General features: G+C 39.4%; 13 protein-coding genes. 6 read left to right on the top strand and 7 right to left on the bottom strand.

The genetic code is table 11. The features are described 5' to 3' along the window. Positions 1-5: 5 nt before the first annotated feature. The 7 genes from HMPREF0381_RS13815 to HMPREF0381_RS13785 form a co-directional block, all read right to left on the bottom strand. Positions 6-1,772 carry a V-type ATP synthase subunit A gene (locus HMPREF0381_RS13815; RefSeq protein WP_008752634.1) on the bottom strand — a complete coding sequence of 589 codons (1,767 nt, stop codon included), beginning with the start codon at positions 1,770-1,772 and terminating at the stop codon, positions 6-8. Further along, the gene (locus HMPREF0381_RS13810; protein WP_008752633.1) at positions 1,772-2,353 is read right to left on the bottom strand and encodes a V-type ATP synthase subunit E; all 582 of its coding nucleotides are present in this window, start codon (positions 2,351-2,353) and stop codon (positions 1,772-1,774) included. The genes HMPREF0381_RS13815 and HMPREF0381_RS13810 overlap by 1 nt, the downstream gene beginning before the upstream one ends. 116 nt (positions 2,354-2,469) lie before the next feature. Continuing rightward, entirely contained in the window at positions 2,470-2,778 is a 309-nt protein-coding gene (locus HMPREF0381_RS13805) for a V-type ATP synthase subunit F (RefSeq protein ID WP_008752632.1), read from the bottom strand. 11 nt (positions 2,779-2,789) lie between these two features. Continuing rightward, entirely contained in the window at positions 2,790-3,221 is a 432-nt protein-coding gene (locus HMPREF0381_RS13800) for an ATP synthase subunit C (RefSeq protein ID WP_008752631.1), read from the bottom strand. A gap of 70 nt (positions 3,222-3,291) precedes the next feature. Then, the gene (locus HMPREF0381_RS13795; protein ID WP_008752630.1) at positions 3,292-5,217 is read right to left on the bottom strand and encodes a V-type ATP synthase subunit I; all 1,926 of its coding nucleotides are present in this window, start codon (positions 5,215-5,217) and stop codon (positions 3,292-3,294) included. Continuing rightward, positions 5,214-6,281 carry a V-type ATPase subunit gene (locus tag HMPREF0381_RS13790; protein ID WP_008752629.1) on the bottom strand — a complete coding sequence of 356 codons (1,068 nt, stop codon included), beginning with the start codon at positions 6,279-6,281 and terminating at the stop codon, positions 5,214-5,216. The genes HMPREF0381_RS13795 and HMPREF0381_RS13790 overlap by 4 nt, the downstream gene beginning before the upstream one ends. Before the next feature lie 2 nt (positions 6,282-6,283). Next, the gene (locus HMPREF0381_RS13785; RefSeq protein ID WP_008752628.1) at positions 6,284-6,595 is read right to left on the bottom strand and encodes a hypothetical protein; all 312 of its coding nucleotides are present in this window, start codon (positions 6,593-6,595) and stop codon (positions 6,284-6,286) included. Between the two features lie 444 nt (positions 6,596-7,039). On the opposite strand from HMPREF0381_RS13785, the gene HMPREF0381_RS13780 reads away from it, so the two are divergent. From HMPREF0381_RS13780 to HMPREF0381_RS13755, 6 genes are all read left to right on the top strand, one after another. Beyond that, a complete protein-coding gene (locus HMPREF0381_RS13780) occupies positions 7,040-7,957 on the top strand; it encodes an ABC transporter permease (protein WP_008752921.1) in 918 nt (305 codons plus the stop codon). Between the two features lie 53 nt (positions 7,958-8,010). Then, positions 8,011-9,057 carry an ABC transporter permease gene (locus HMPREF0381_RS13775; protein WP_008752626.1) on the top strand — a complete coding sequence of 349 codons (1,047 nt, stop codon included), beginning with the start codon at positions 8,011-8,013 and terminating at the stop codon, positions 9,055-9,057. 10 nt (positions 9,058-9,067) lie between these two features. Beyond that, positions 9,068-10,081, top strand: a complete 1,014-nt coding sequence (locus HMPREF0381_RS13770; RefSeq protein ID WP_008752625.1) for an ABC transporter ATP-binding protein — start codon at positions 9,068-9,070, stop codon at positions 10,079-10,081. Then, positions 10,066-11,136 (top strand): ABC transporter ATP-binding protein, encoded by a 1,071-nt coding sequence (locus HMPREF0381_RS13765; RefSeq protein ID WP_008752624.1) that lies wholly within the window; start codon positions 10,066-10,068, stop codon positions 11,134-11,136. Before HMPREF0381_RS13770 ends, HMPREF0381_RS13765 begins: the two co-directional genes overlap by 16 nt. Before the next feature lie 182 nt (positions 11,137-11,318). Continuing rightward, positions 11,319-12,977: a peptide ABC transporter substrate-binding protein gene (locus HMPREF0381_RS13760; RefSeq protein WP_008752623.1), complete on the top strand. Its 1,659-nt coding sequence runs from the start codon at positions 11,319-11,321 to the stop codon at positions 12,975-12,977. A gap of 275 nt (positions 12,978-13,252) precedes the next feature. After that, positions 13,253-14,962: a peptide ABC transporter substrate-binding protein gene (locus HMPREF0381_RS13755; protein WP_040461564.1), complete on the top strand. Its 1,710-nt coding sequence runs from the start codon at positions 13,253-13,255 to the stop codon at positions 14,960-14,962. The last annotated feature ends 297 nt before the right edge of the window (positions 14,963-15,259 follow it).

The raw sequence follows: 15,259 nt of genomic DNA, 5'->3' as shown, positions 1-15,259 counted from the left end.
ACCTCCTATGCATTCTTTTCAAGTACTTTTTCGTAGAATGTGTCAATGTCTTTTTTGTATTGATCCAACATTTCAAGTTTATCATTCGGAACATCATACTTTATAGAAGTTACCTTATCCCAAATGCTGTCCTGATGTAAAACGCTCATAGGCATACCCTGATGTACCAGTGCTTTTGATTTCTGATACAGATAAAGTATAACGTCCATCATCTTAAACTGCTTTATTAACGGAACACAAGTATCATCCTTGTGGAATGCATTCTGCTGCAAAAATCCTACTCTTATAACCTTTGCAATATCAAGTATAAGCTTTTGATCATCAGGCAGTACATCCGCACCGATAAGCTTTACTATTTCCATCAAGGATGCTTCCTGATTGAGGATATATACAACTCTGTTTCTGTATTCAACGAATTTTTTATTTACATGTTCCGCATACCAGGGTGCCAGATCGGTCAGATACTCCGAATAGCTGTCAAGCCACTGAATAGCCGGGAAGTGTCTGGCATAAGCAAGCCTCTTATCAAGTCCCCAGAAGCAACGCACGAATCTTTTGGTATTCTGTGTTACAGGCTCCGAAAAGTCACCACCCTGTGGAGAAACCGCACCGATGATGGAAACTGAACCTTCACTGCCGTTTAAGTTTTGCATCATTCCGGCTCTCTCATAGAAAGCGGAAAGTCTTGATGCCAAGTATGCCGGGAAACCTTCCTCGGCAGGCATCTCCTCAAGTCGGCCTGAAATCTCACGAAGCGCCTCAGCCCATCTTGAAGTGGAGTCCGCCATGATTGCCACATCATAACCCATATCTCTATAATACTCTGCAAGTGTCAGACCTGAGTACAGAGATGCCTCTCTGGCCGCTACAGGCATATTTGAAGTATTTGCGATAAGAGTTGTTCTGTCCATAAGAGGATTGCCGCTCTTTGGGTCGATAAGTTCTGAAAACTCCTCAAGAACCTGTGTCATCTCATTACCACGCTCACCACATCCTATATATATGATGATATTTGCATCGGACCACTTTGCAATCTGGTGCTGTGTCATAGTCTTACCCGTACCGAATCCTCCGGGAACAGCGGCAGTACCGCCCTTTGCAAGCGGAAAGAGAGTATCAAGTATTCTCTGTCCTGTGATAAGCGGAACACTTGCAGGGAATCTCTTTTTTGTAGGTCTCGGTACACGAATAGGCCAATGCTGTGTCATTGTAATCGGGATTTCACTACCGTCTGTAAGTTGCAATGTAAGAAGCTTATCATTTATAGTATAATCACCGTCCTCAACCACATCTATAACATAGCCCTTAAGATTCGGTGAGAGCATTACTTTATGCATTATTGCCTGAGTTTCCGGAACCTCGGCAATTACGGTACCGCCGTCAATAGCCTGACCCGGCTTTACAGTTATATGTGTTTTCCAAAGTTTCTTTGTATCAAGTGAATCTACACTTACACCTCTTGATATATAAGCTCCTTCTTTTTTAGCTATTTCACTGAGCGGACGCTCAATACCGTCAAAGATATTGTTAAGTATACCCGGTGCAAGAGTTACTGAAACGGGGGAGTCTGTACCTGTTACTGTTTCGCCGGGTTTCAGACCGCCGGTTTCCTCATAAACCTCGATAACGGTTGCATCGGTTGTAAGACCGATTACCTCACCTACCAGGTTTTCTTTACCTACATATACCATTTCATGCATTTCAAAGCCGGAATCATTTGATGTCTTTACGATTGGCCCGTTTATTGCAAATATAATACCTGTTTTTGCCATTATAGCACCTCCATATCTACATCAAATTTATCTTTAGCTTCTGCTATTTTTTTCTCAAAAGAATTATCAATCAAGATATTTTTAGCCGGGATAACAGCTCTTATACCGCCATGGAATGGATATTTGCTGATAGCTATATCAATACCATGTTTTGCAGAAAGCTTATTGATTAATGCTTCATCATTCGGGTCGATATATATTTTTACTTCATCATTTCCCGCAAATTTGAGTGCCTTGTCTATCTGTGAATCAAGTAAGGCCTCATAAGCGGGAGAGGACTGATAAGCAGCCAGCTTTGACTCAAGCTGTGCAAAGATTTTATCCTTAAGTTCGGCAGCTTTTTTGCTAAGCTCCATTTTCAATTTTATTTGTTCAAGAGCAAGCTCCTTATTGGTTTCCTTATCAATCCTTGTAGTTTCTGTTTTGACTTCCATATCTGCAAGCTTTTGCTCGCTGCTTTGGTAGTCTGCAAAGTCCTTATCTAAAGCATTTTTATAATCTGAAAGTATCTTTTCAGCCGCAGCCATGGCATCCGCCACACAGGCCTCTTTAAAATGCTGTAGTTTTTCTTCTATTGTCAAGATAATACCTACCTTTTTATACTAATGCAACAGTCCGGCAAATTGCTGGACTGTCAGGACAAGTTTGTAAGATAAATCCTACAAAACAGATGTATCAGACAGATGAGGTCATCCATCTACAGTTTTAATCCGATAGCTTCATTTACATAGTCTGTAATAAAGTTCTCAGATCTTCCGGTACCATGTCTATCCGGTATATCAATAAAGAGCGGTATATGTGATTCCATCTTATATTTGTTGACAAGCTCGGGATAGTCCTTAGAAAACTTTTCTGTAAGAAGAACTATACCTATATCTTTGCTGTTAACAACAAAATTCAGGGCATCAGTCAGTTCATTTTTCTCATGAACCACCACTCCTTCCACTCCTACAAGTCTCATACCTGTAAGAGTATCTACATTATCGCTAATAAGGTACATTTTCATAAGATTGCCTATTATAAACGACCTAAGATCATGAATGCAACTACAAGTCCGTAAAGACAAACACCTTCTGCAAGACCTACGAAGATAAGTGACTTACCAAGGATTGAACCGTCCTCACTGATAGCTCCAAGTGCGGCGGATGCGGCGGCAGATACGGCAATACCTCCACCGATGCAGGCAAGACCTACAGAAAGAGCAGCTGAAATATATCCAAGACCTGCCGCACTTGAAGAGACCGCATCAGCTTCACCTGCTGCATAAGCATTGCCTGACAAAAACAGTACTGTGGCAATTGCCATAACACTGAAGAACATAAAGATGTTTCCTGCAAGGGCTTTCTTATAACGCCCCTTTGTCTTCTCACCGATCATAAATACTATGAAAGGAACTGCGATACTTAAAATAAGAGCTGCCGAAAGTGTTATTTTTGCTAAAGTGTTCATTTTTTTCTCCTAAATAAAAACTATATATTTTTATATGACTAAGTCATATGGTTAATAAATTGATTTGTTACTATGAGTAAGGCTTAAACGCCCTACCGCCTCCTGTGTAGAATCTGGAGAATAACTCATAATACTCCAGACGAAGCACCTGTATACCTACAATCAAACCTTCCATACCCATAACGAAGATGTTACCTAAAACAACACCAATCCAGTTGATATGTCCGCTCTCGGCACCTGAGAGCATAAGAACAACTTCCATCATAGCGGCATGGCTGACTGCAAAAGCACCGACCCTGACAAATGACAGTGAATTTGAAAAATAGCTTAAAAGTACTTCAAACAGTTCAAAGAATCCCTGGAGTATAAACATTCCCACGCCGCCTTCAAGGTGAACATGTTCTTTTTCCACCATTTTTGCCAAAGGCTCTTTTAAGAAGATTAGAATTAACGGTATTACAAACATTATAATAAGCACTATAGATGCAGGTAACTCATAACCTGCCATAAAAAGTACCATTGTAGCAAGTGCCGACGCATAGAATACAAGTCCGGCAACACCGTTTGTATCAAATAATGCTTCACCGGGTTTTTTAAATCTCAGCTTTGTCAAGATATTTAGAATCATCATAAGTATAATGACAGCCATACCAAGTGTTATGGTTACAACAAAAACTGTATTAAGGTTTCCGATAACGGGAAGTGCAGTCATTGCCTTTGCAGGTCTTAACCAAAGCGGTTGTATAATATCTTCAAAACCGAAGACGGAACCGAACAGGAATCCGAATATTGTGGAAAAGAATCCGCATCTTGCAATAATACCTGCAAGTCTCAGTTTCTTTGTACAAGCAAAAATACTGCCTAAGATTAAAAGTACAAGCCCCTGTCCCACATCTCCGAACATAAAGCCGAACAGTATGGAATAAGTGATACCTACAAGAACGGTAGGATCAAATTCTCTGTAATTCGGAAGTCCATACATCTCAACAAACATCTCAAAAGGTCTGAACAAAACATTGTTTTTTAACCTGACAGGCGGAGTGCTTAGAACCTTTGACAAATCTTTTTCTGAAAGACAGAAAGTATTAGGTTCATCCTCCAATTCCTTTGAAAGCTTTGCCGCATCCTTTTCGGTTAACCAACCGCATATAATGTAAAACACCCTCTTATCGGATCTGTTTTCTCTGGTGGCGGCTGCGTACTTTCTTACATCAAATACTCTGTTAAACCTGTTAAGCACATGATTTGCCAGTAAGAAATCATCTCTTCTGTCTTCAAGAGTCTTTACAATCTTACTGTCAACAGATGCGATCTCATTATTTATAGACTGAATCTTTTCTTCAAGATGTTTACTTGCCGCGGCAGGCGTACCCTCATATCCTTCAGGCAAGAAAAACCTTTCAAAATGCATAGAAGAGTAGATGGCATCTATTTGATCTGATATAGCCTCAGGTACAAAATATACACCCCACACCCTGTCATCAATTTCACTTGCTTTATAGAAGATAGTATCAATACTGTCATATATAAAGGTCATGAATTTCTCATAGTATTCCTTCGGCATAGAACCGAATCTGAAGTTTACATACTTAAAATGAAGAATTTTTTCAGTATCATAGTCCAGTCCGATAAAATATTGGACGTTTTTCAGCTTTTCTTCATATTTTGCAAGCTCCGCTTCAAAATCACTCTTTTTTTGTGAAAAGGCATTGACCTTATCATAAAGAGTCTTTGTTAATTCCTCGGCCTCTTCGATGCTCATTTGACGATTTGATTTGAAATCTACATTCTTAAAGTACTCCTTAAGCTCTTGTGAAATGCTTAGAACATTTTTATAAGGATTGGTATCAGTAAACGGATGTAATTCTTTGACATCCTTAAGTTCGGATAGAGCATTTTCTATCTGAAAATCATATTTGCTGATATAGGTTTCAATAACTCTGTCAATATCGTCTTTCGGGCCTGTGATATTCAAGAATTTCATTCTTTCAATCATGCGAAAGACCTCCTTGTCTCAAGTTTTAGAATCGTAGTGACAATATCCTCTGCAGGCAGTGAATACCTGATAGACTCTATTATTTTTGTAACTCTGCTTATTTCCAGCTCTCTGGCATATAGATAATAGCTGAGTGTGGCCAAAGAATACGGATCTTTTTTCTTGTTCTTAGTGTACAAATATTCAAGTGATGAAGTGAAAATCTCTTCAAGTCCGGGTTTGTTTTTGAAGAGCCTGGCTTCCAGTTTTCCATAGTAAGTGGTCTCAAAAATTTCAAAAAAACCGGCAACATTTTCAGCTTCGGCCATTTTCTTTATCTCATCCACACTTAACTTGTAGTAGTGCGGGACAAGAGTGGCATACAGATCGGCACTCTTTACCTTATAGTATTTCTTTGTCCTATATATCCATTGCATATTTAAAAAGTCACATCTTGTGCCAAGGATTGACAACACATCTTTGCTTTCAGTACCTTTAAGTTCCTTTGCCGCAAATTTAAAGCATATATCAAAGTAATAAGAATCCAGTGCAAGACCGTATTCAAATATGGTATGCCCACCCTTTGAATATACTTCATTCAGGCAGTTATAATATTCGGTATGTTTCAGTGTCTCAATGAATTGTGAAATGTCATTGGCAGCCAATAAATCATCCATGTTAAAGTCCATATGAACACCTATATGCTTTGCATAAGATTTTAAATTCAAAGATCTTGGCCTGTTGCTTAGAATATCTCTAAGTATACGCTTTAGAATATATAATTCATTGTACATAGACACTAAGTTCAGGTATTTTCTGGGTGTACCTGAAGTGAACTTATACAGTCCCATGAACTCTTCCAAACTACTAAGCATCAGAATCTGTTCGATATCTTCACGGTGCAATGTGGAAACATCTACATTTTTGAATGCATCTCTGTAGTATTTGTACCTCATCAGCTCATTCATAGCGGAAGAGATACTGTCACATTCACACAGTGATTTGAACCCTTCAATACTTATCAAATCACCGGACATCGCACGAACCTTTGTAGTAAGGGAAGAATATTTAAATAAATTTCCCATGGCTACTCCTTAATCATTTCTGAAAATAGTGCATCCACATATTTATCATGGTTAGTGTCATACATGTCTTGTAGATCCTTAAAGGCTTTTTCAGATTGATGCTTCAGCTCTAATATCTTCTTTTCTTTTGCAACATTCATAGATTCCTGCAATGCAGCAATTCGAGACTTCGTCTTGGCATCAAGATCTTGTTTCCAAAGCTCTTTTGTGACGTTCATTTCAGCAGCAATTTCTTTTTTCTTAAGATTGGCGTCATCAATATAGCTTTGTGACGAGTCTTCGATTTCAGAAAGTCTACTTATTATATCATCCATAAAACCTCCTTAGTAAATTGTATTATGTGATATACCATGTAAGGCAAACCACTTTAAATATATTTCAGGCTATTTTTCATTGCATTTAATAGGAAGAAATACATTTGTCGAAAACAATAATATACCTTTTTAAGAAAAAGTAAAGGGGAAAGATTAAATAAAATTGATAAAAAAAATTTAAAGCCGAGAAAGTAAACAATTGTAATCGTTCTATGTATCGGACAGGCATACATAAGTACACGCAGTACGAACATATACTTGAAAAAAAATATGATTTAGTGTATAATTCTCAAGGAAGTAGGCAGTATTAGCGAAGGTGCTTGCCTACTATTTTGTTGTATAAGCGCATATTTTATGAAGAAATAATTATTTGTGTACATAAAATATCGGCAAAATACTTTAATAAATCAAAATGATAAAGAAATAAGAAAAGGAGAGGATATTGTGTTAAAGTATATTATCAAAAGGTTGATATTCGGTATTGCTACCATATTTGTTGTATCGACCTTGACATTTTTCCTGATGCAACAGGTTCCGGGCGGTCCGTTTGCTGCGGATAAGTCAATTTCAAAAGCGGCTCAAAAAGCTTTGGAGGTTAAATACGGCTTAGATAAGCCGATTACAGTACAGTATTTAAATTATTTTAAAAATGCTTTGCATGGGGACTTTGGAATCAGTATAAAGCAAAGAGGAAGGGATGTGGCTCAGATAATATCCTCAAAATTTCCGGTTTCAGCCAGAGTCGGAGGTATATCAATTATTCTTTCACTTCTGGTAGGTGTTCCGCTCGGTTCCGTTGCGGCACTTAATAGAGGCAAGATACTTGACAGGCTCATCATTGTATTTGCCACCTTGGGTATTGCGGTACCAAGCTTTGTAATATGTACAATCCTTATGTATATATTAGGTGTTAAGCTCGAACTTCTGCCTACATACGGTCTGACATCACCACTTCATTATATAATGCCGGTGCTGGCACTTTCTTTTTATCCTACAGCATATATTGCAAGGCAGATGAGATCTTCAATGCTTGATGTATTGGGGCAGGATTATATGAGAACAGCCAGAGCAAAGGGACTCTCGGAAAATGTTATTCTGTTCAAACACGCACTTAGAAATGCAATTCTGCCTATCGTTACATATATGGGACCTTTGGTAGCATATACACTTGTAGGAAGCTTTGTAGTGGAAAAGATATTCACAATTCCGGGACTTGGCGGTGAGTTTGTAAGTTCGGTTATAAATCAGGACTACACAGTTATTATGGGAACTACAATATTCCTTGCATCACTTATAATAGTGATGAATGTGTTGGTAGATATTGCATATACCGTTATAGATCCCAGAATCAAATTAAAATAAAGCCTATAAGAAAGGAGAAGGTTGTCACACAGCTTGTGATTTCCTCATATAAAATGAGCAAACATATTATTTCAGGGCATTTAAACTTATCGCCTGATGATTTTTTGCCCGCCAGCAAGGAAGAAAAAGAAAGTCTTATAGTGATGCGTAAAAGTGTCAGTTTCTGGCAGGACGGTTTTAGAAGACTTTTAAAGAATAAAGTTGCACTTGTGTCATTAGCGGTATTTATCGTTATATTGATACTTGCATTTATAGTTCCGATATTTTATCCATATAACTATGCTACACAGATTCAAGGCAGTGAGAGACTCTTGCCGATGCAGTTTTCGGCAGGAGAGCTTACAAGGATATCGGCGGGAGAGCATATATTCCCACATATACTCGGTACGGACAGTCTTGGAAGAGACTATGCGATAAGAGTAATGATGGGTGCCAGAATCTCACTTATAGTAGGTCTTTTGGCATCACTTATAGTACTTGTTATAGGATCAATCTACGGTTCAATAGCTGCGTTTTCAGGCGGTTGGGTAGATCTTATAATGATGAGAATTGTAGATATTATATATACGGTTCCTGATATTCTGCTTATTATATTGCTTACATTTGCACTCAAAAAGCCTATGAAGTTTTTGGCAGGTGCGCCGGGCTTCGGTTGGATCAATGTGCTTGGAATCAATCTTATCAGTATATTTGTAGTGTTTGCACTGCTCTACTGGGTAGGTATGGCAAGAATAGTCCGTGGACAGATACTTGTTTTAAAGGAGCAGGAGTATGTTACAGCAGCCAGAGCATTGGGTGCAAAGAGCGGCTCCATCATCAGAAAGCACTTGCTTACAAACACTATAGGAACATTGATAGTCACCACAACATTGCAGATACCTTCAGCTATATTTACAGAGAGTTATCTTTCATTTTTAGGACTTGGTGTTGCGGTACCTATGCCCTCGCTCGGTTCACTTGCATCAGATGCCATTACGGGATTGCAGACATATCCGTATCTTTTATTTGCACCTGCATTGCTTATCAGTTTGATAATACTTAGTCTAAATTTATTAGGTGACGGACTTCGTGATGCATTTGACCCTAAACTGAAAAATTAAGGAGAGATATATGAAACATTTAGTAGATATAGAACATGAAAGACTCTCCTTCTTTACACCGGCAGGAGAGGTTAAGGCATTGGATGATGTTTCCTTCTATGTGAATGAAGGAGAGGTAATAGGAATAGTAGGAGAGTCCGGTTCCGGAAAGAGCGTTACAAGTTATTCACTTATGGGGCTTATAGCAAATCCCGGAAAGATTATAGGCGGTGACCTCTATTTCAACGGTTATCATATCAATGAGATGAGTGAAAAGGAAATGAGAAAGATCCGTGGAAATGAAGTTTCAATCATTTTTCAGGATCCTATGACCAGTTTGAATCCGGTATATACCATCGGCAATCAGATAATGGAAGTTATACTGCTGCATACAAACAAGAGTAAAACGGAGGCAAGAGAAAGAGCAAAAGAGCTTCTCACACTTGTAGGAATCAATGAGCCGGACAAGAGATTAAAGCAATATCCGCATGAGCTTTCAGGCGGTATGAGACAGAGAGTTATGATTGCTATGGCACTTGCATGTGAGCCGAAGTTACTTATTGCGGACGAGCCTACCACGGCACTTGATGTTACCATTCAGGCACAGATTATAGAACTTATGATGGAGCTTAAGAATAAGCTCGGTATGGCAATCATTATGATCACACATGATCTTGGTGTCGTTGCAAGCATATGTGACAGAATAGCTGTAATGTATGCAGGAAAGATAGTAGAGAGCGGTATGACAGATGATATTTTCTACAATCCCAAGCATGAGTACACAAAGGGACTTCTAAAGAGTATTCCAAAGATGTATGAGTACGACTATGAGAGACTTGTACCTATAGAAGGTTCACCTGTGGACATGTTAAACCCTCCAAAGGGCTGTCCGTTTGCTTCAAGATGTGATTCATGTATGAAGATATGTCTTAGAGAGATGCCGCCTGTGAAGAATTTCAGTGATACACATTATTCACAGTGTTGGCTCAATGAAATAGAAGATGATATAAAGAGTGAGGGAGGATCGGAATGTCTGAAAAAATAATCAAGGTTGAACATTTGCAACAATTCTTCCCTGCAGGAGGTTTCGGTAAGAATAAAAAATATGTCAGAGCCGTAGATGATGTTTCCTTCTATATAGAAAAGGGAGAGACTCTGGGATTGGTAGGAGAGTCGGGCTGCGGTAAGACTACCACCGGAAGATCACTGCTTAGACTCTATGAGCCTACAGACGGTAGAATTATCTACAACAACAATGTGCTTTTTGACAGCGGAAAGGTGCCTGTAGTAGATGATGACGGAAATGATATAATTGAAAACGGTGTGCCAAAGCTTGGGAAAAAGACTGCCGTAAATATGGCACAGTACAGAAAGAAGCTTCAGATAGTTTTTCAGGATCCGTATGCTTCACTTGACCCCAGAATGACTGTAGGCGATATAATAGGAGAGGCAATAGATATCAATAAGATAGCCGATTCAAAAAAGGACAGGCAGGACAGGATAATAGAAGTTTTAAGGACTGTAGGACTGAACTCGGAGCATGCAAACAGATATCCGCATGAGTTCTCAGGCGGTCAAAGACAGAGAGTCGGTATTGCCAGAGCACTTGTAGTGAATCCGGATTTTATAGTGGCGGATGAGCCGGTATCGGCACTTGATGTTTCCATACAGGCACAGGTCGTAAATATGTTTGAGGATTTGCAAAAGGACAGAGGTCTTACATATCTCTTTATTGCACATGACCTTTCTATTGTAAATCATATAAGTAACAGGATAGGCGTTATGTATCTTGGCAGAATGGTGGAACTTGCAGAAAGTGCGGAGATTATATTCAGACCGCTTCATCCGTATACAAGGAGCCTTATCTCCGCTATTCCTATAGCCGATCCGAAACTTGCCAGAGAAAGAACAAGAATTGTGCTTGAAGGAGAGGTTCCCTCACCGCTTAATCCGCCAAGCGGATGCCATTTCAGAACCAGATGTAAATATGCTACCGAACAGTGTGCTATGGAAGTTCCGAAGTGGAGAGAGATGGAAAAGGGGCATTTTGTGGCCTGCCACAATATTGAAATAATGCTACCGCAATCCCACCGGCTTTAGACGGTGGTTTAAGGTAGTATAAGAAAAAACAATAGGGCAGGGACTGCCCGAATTAACGCCTGTGGAGATAGTAGGTTGCGAGGTCAGTGAAGCAGGAAGCCCATAGGCTTTAGACTATGGGTAGTTCACAAGATTAATTAGATATTATAACCGAACGGTTAAAAAAACATTCAGGAGGATTTATGAAAAAAAGATTTATTTTGGTTACATTGGCACTTGCAGGTGCTATAGCACTTTCAGGATGTGGAGGAGGATCAAAGTCGGCAAAGAAAGTAAGCGGTAAGATTCTTACTATCGAAATGGGACCGGAAGTGGAGTCGATTGACCCTGCACTGAATACAACAAATGACGGTGCAAATTATCTCACTTACCTTTTTGACAACTTACTTAGAACGGATAAGGACGGAAAGGTGGTGCCGAGTTTGGCACAAAAGTATGAAGTAAGTGATGACGGACTTACATGGACCTTTCATCTAAGAGACGGATTAAAGTGGTCGGACGGCTCGGATTTTACAGCAAATGACTTTGTATACAGTTGGCAGAGAATGGTTGACCCCGATGTTGCCGCACCATATGCCGAGACTGTGCTTGGAATGGTGGAAGGCTATGATGAGGCTATAGGTAAGCCGGATGAAAACGGTAATCAAACAACCACTCCGGATATAACAAAACTGAGAGTAGAGGCACCTGACGATAAGACTTTTGTTGTTCATATGTCACATCCTACACCATATTTTGATAAACTTGCTACATTTCCAGCCCTTTCGCCTGTAAAGAAAGATGTGGTAGAGGCAAAACCGGACGGTTGGACACTTGATCCTAAGACATATATTTCTACAGGACCTTTTAAGCTTGCAGAATGGAAATCCGGAAGCTATCTGATGCTTGAGAAGAATGAAAATTATTGGAACAAGGATGCTGTAAAACTTGACGGTATCAAATGCCTTCTTATGGGGGATCAGAATGCCGCATTCAGTGCATATGAGGCAGGGGACGCTTTAATGATTAAGGATATTCCTACACAGGAAATCACTACATTACAGAAGAGGCCTGACTATCGCCTTGATCCGCAGATTGGAACATATTTTATTGACCTGAACAATACATTAGATGAGTTCAAGGATGCAAAAGTCCGTCAGGCACTTTCGCTTGCACTTGACAGAAAGTATATTTCAGAGACTATTACGGCGGGTACATATACTCCTGCAAAAGGCTTTGTTCCGGCAGGCGTAGTTGATTGGGACGGAAGCTCATGGTATGACCACCTTACAGACCCTTCAGTATATATAAATGTTGACGATTATCAGGGAAATCTTGCAAAGGCAAAAGAGCTTTTGAAAGAGGCGGGACATGAGAACGGTGCAGGTCTTCCTACTATTGTATACTCAACCAATGATCAAAGCTATCACAAAAAGATTGCCGAGTACTTACAGCAGGTCTGGGGCGAGCTTGGAGTAAAGGTTGAGGTAAATATAGTTGAGTGGAAATCATTTACACCACAGAGAAGATCGGGAAACTATCAGGCGGCAAGAGACGGTTGGGTAATGGATTACAACGATCCTTCAAATATACTTCAGCTTACATCAACAGGAAACGGAAACAACAGTTCAAAGTACTCCAATCCCGAGTATGATGCACTCCTTGAGAAGGCCGCAAATGAGGCGGATCCGCAGACAAGATTCGGATACTTCCATCAGGCCGAGGAGATGCTTATGAGAGATATGGGTGTAACACCGCTTCTTTACTACAATGAGATGTATCTTCAGAGTGATAAGATAAAAGACAGCTATCATACAACTGACGGTATCTGGCACTTTGAGTATGCCGATATAGCGGAATAAAATATTTTTGAGTCTGAACTTGATTTCAGGCTCTTTTTTGTGTATAAATATTGGTAACAGTGAAGTTATTTCCGGACGGGTAAAACTTCAAATATTTCGGCTTACAAAGATTTTGTCCGTGTATTTGCGGGGGTGGACAAAAATATGTAAGTATAGTATAATTATGCATACGACTGAATAAATTTAAACCTATAAAGTTATTTAATAAATTAATTTACATTAACCTTATATATTTAAGTTTTGCAGGTGTGTTATTAAATTTGGAGGAGGAATTGATGAAAAAACGATTTATTGTTGCGGCATTGGCAATAGCCGGTGCAATGGCCCTTTCAGGTTGCGGTGGGGGATCCAAGTCAAGCAGTGAGCCGGCGGCGGACAGCAAGACTGCACAAGGTGAAGGCACAAAAAAATCAGATGGAGGTAAGAAAATACTTACTATTCAGCTTGGCCCTGAGGTTGAGACAATTGACCCCGCGCTCAATTCATCAGTTGACGGAGGAAACTATATTTTATTTGCCTTTGACAATCTTTTAAAGATTGATAAAGACGGAAATGTAGTACCGGGACTTGCAGAAAAGTATGAGAAAAGCGATGATTTGCTTACTTGGACATTCCACTTAAGAGACGGCTTAAAGTGGTCGGACGGATCGGATTTCAAGGCTGAAGATTTTGTTTATAGTTGGCAAAGAATGGTTAATCCTGATGTTGCATCCCCTTATGCTCAAACAGTGCTTGGAATGGTGGAAGGCTATGATGAGGCTGTAGGTAAGCCTGATGAAAATGGTAACACTACCATAGATCCGGATCCTACAAAGCTGAAGGTGGAGGCACCTGATGACAAAACCTTGGTTGTTCATATGGCAAAGCCTGTACCGTATTTTGACAAGCTTGCAGCATTTGCTTCACTTTCACCTGTAAAAAAGGATGTAGTCGAGGCAAACCCGGACGGATGGAGTATTGACCCGAAGACCTATATTTCTACAGGTCCTTTTAAGCTTACAGAGTGGAAGCAGGGAAGCTATTTGATGTTTGAGAAGAATGAGAACTATTGGGATGCGGATTCCATAAAACTTGACGGTATCAAATGTCTTCTTATGCAGGATCAGAATGCAGCTTTCAGTGCATATGAGTCAGGTGATGCTTTGATGATTAAGGATATTCCTACACAGGAGATTACAACATTAAAGGAAAGACCGGATTATCATCTTGATCCGATACTTGGTACATACTATCTTGACTTAAACAATACTTTAGAGGAGTTTAAGGATCCTAAGGTTCGTATGGCACTTTCTCTTGCACTTGACAGAAAGTATATCTCAGAGACTATTACTGCAGGTACATATAGTCCTGCTTCAGGTTTTGTAAGTGACGGTGTAACGGACTGGGACGGTACTGCTTGGAAAGATCATATCACAGATTCTTCAGCATATATCAATATAGACGATTTTGCAGGAAATCTTGCAAAGGCAAAAGAGCTTTTGAAAGAAGCGGGACATGAGAACGGTGCAGGTCTTCCTACTATTGTATATTCAACCAATGATCAGGCTTATCACAAAAAGATTGCCGAGTATTTACAGCAGGCATGGGGTGAGCTTGGACTTAAGGTCGAGGTAAATATAGTCGAGTGGAAGTCATTTACACCACAGAGAAGATCGGGAAACTATCAGGCGGCAAGAGACGGTTGGGTAATGGATTATAATGATCCTTCAAATATCTTGGAGCTTGCGGTAACCGGAAACGGAAATAACAATTGTAAGTACTCCAATCCTGATTTTGATGCACTTATGGAAAAGGCCGCTAAAGAAAAAGATCCTAAAACAAGATTCGGTTACTTCCACCAGGCTGAAGAACTTGCAATGAAAGATGCGGCAATGGTTCCGCTGCTTTATTACAATGATTTCTATCTTCAGAGTGATAAAGTTAAGGACAGTTGGCATTCACCTGACGGATTCTGGCATTTTGAATATGCCGATATAGCTGAGTAAAGGTTAAAAAGCTAAAATTTAACAGTTTACATTTATTAAAATGTGGGGGTGTGAGAAAACTCAATCAAGTTTTTTCACACCCCCTTTTTATTTTTACAACTTTCCTGTTTCCTTATAAAACTTAGGTTTAATATATATCTTTATAAATGTGTATCCTTTCTGTTTCAGATATTATTTCTATTCTTAATAAAATTTACGTAAATAAATTTTTTAAAATAATTAAATATAAAGAAAATTAGTAAAAAGATAGAAGTTTAATAATATATTGTAATTTCATTGACTTTATAACTGCGTATA

This window comes from Lachnoanaerobaculum saburreum DSM 3986 (assembly GCF_000185385.1).
Lineage (GTDB): Bacteria > Bacillota > Clostridia > Lachnospirales > Lachnospiraceae > Lachnoanaerobaculum > Lachnoanaerobaculum saburreum.
The sequence above is the reverse complement of the archived record's forward strand: the minus strand, read 5'-3'. Positions and strand labels throughout refer to the sequence as shown.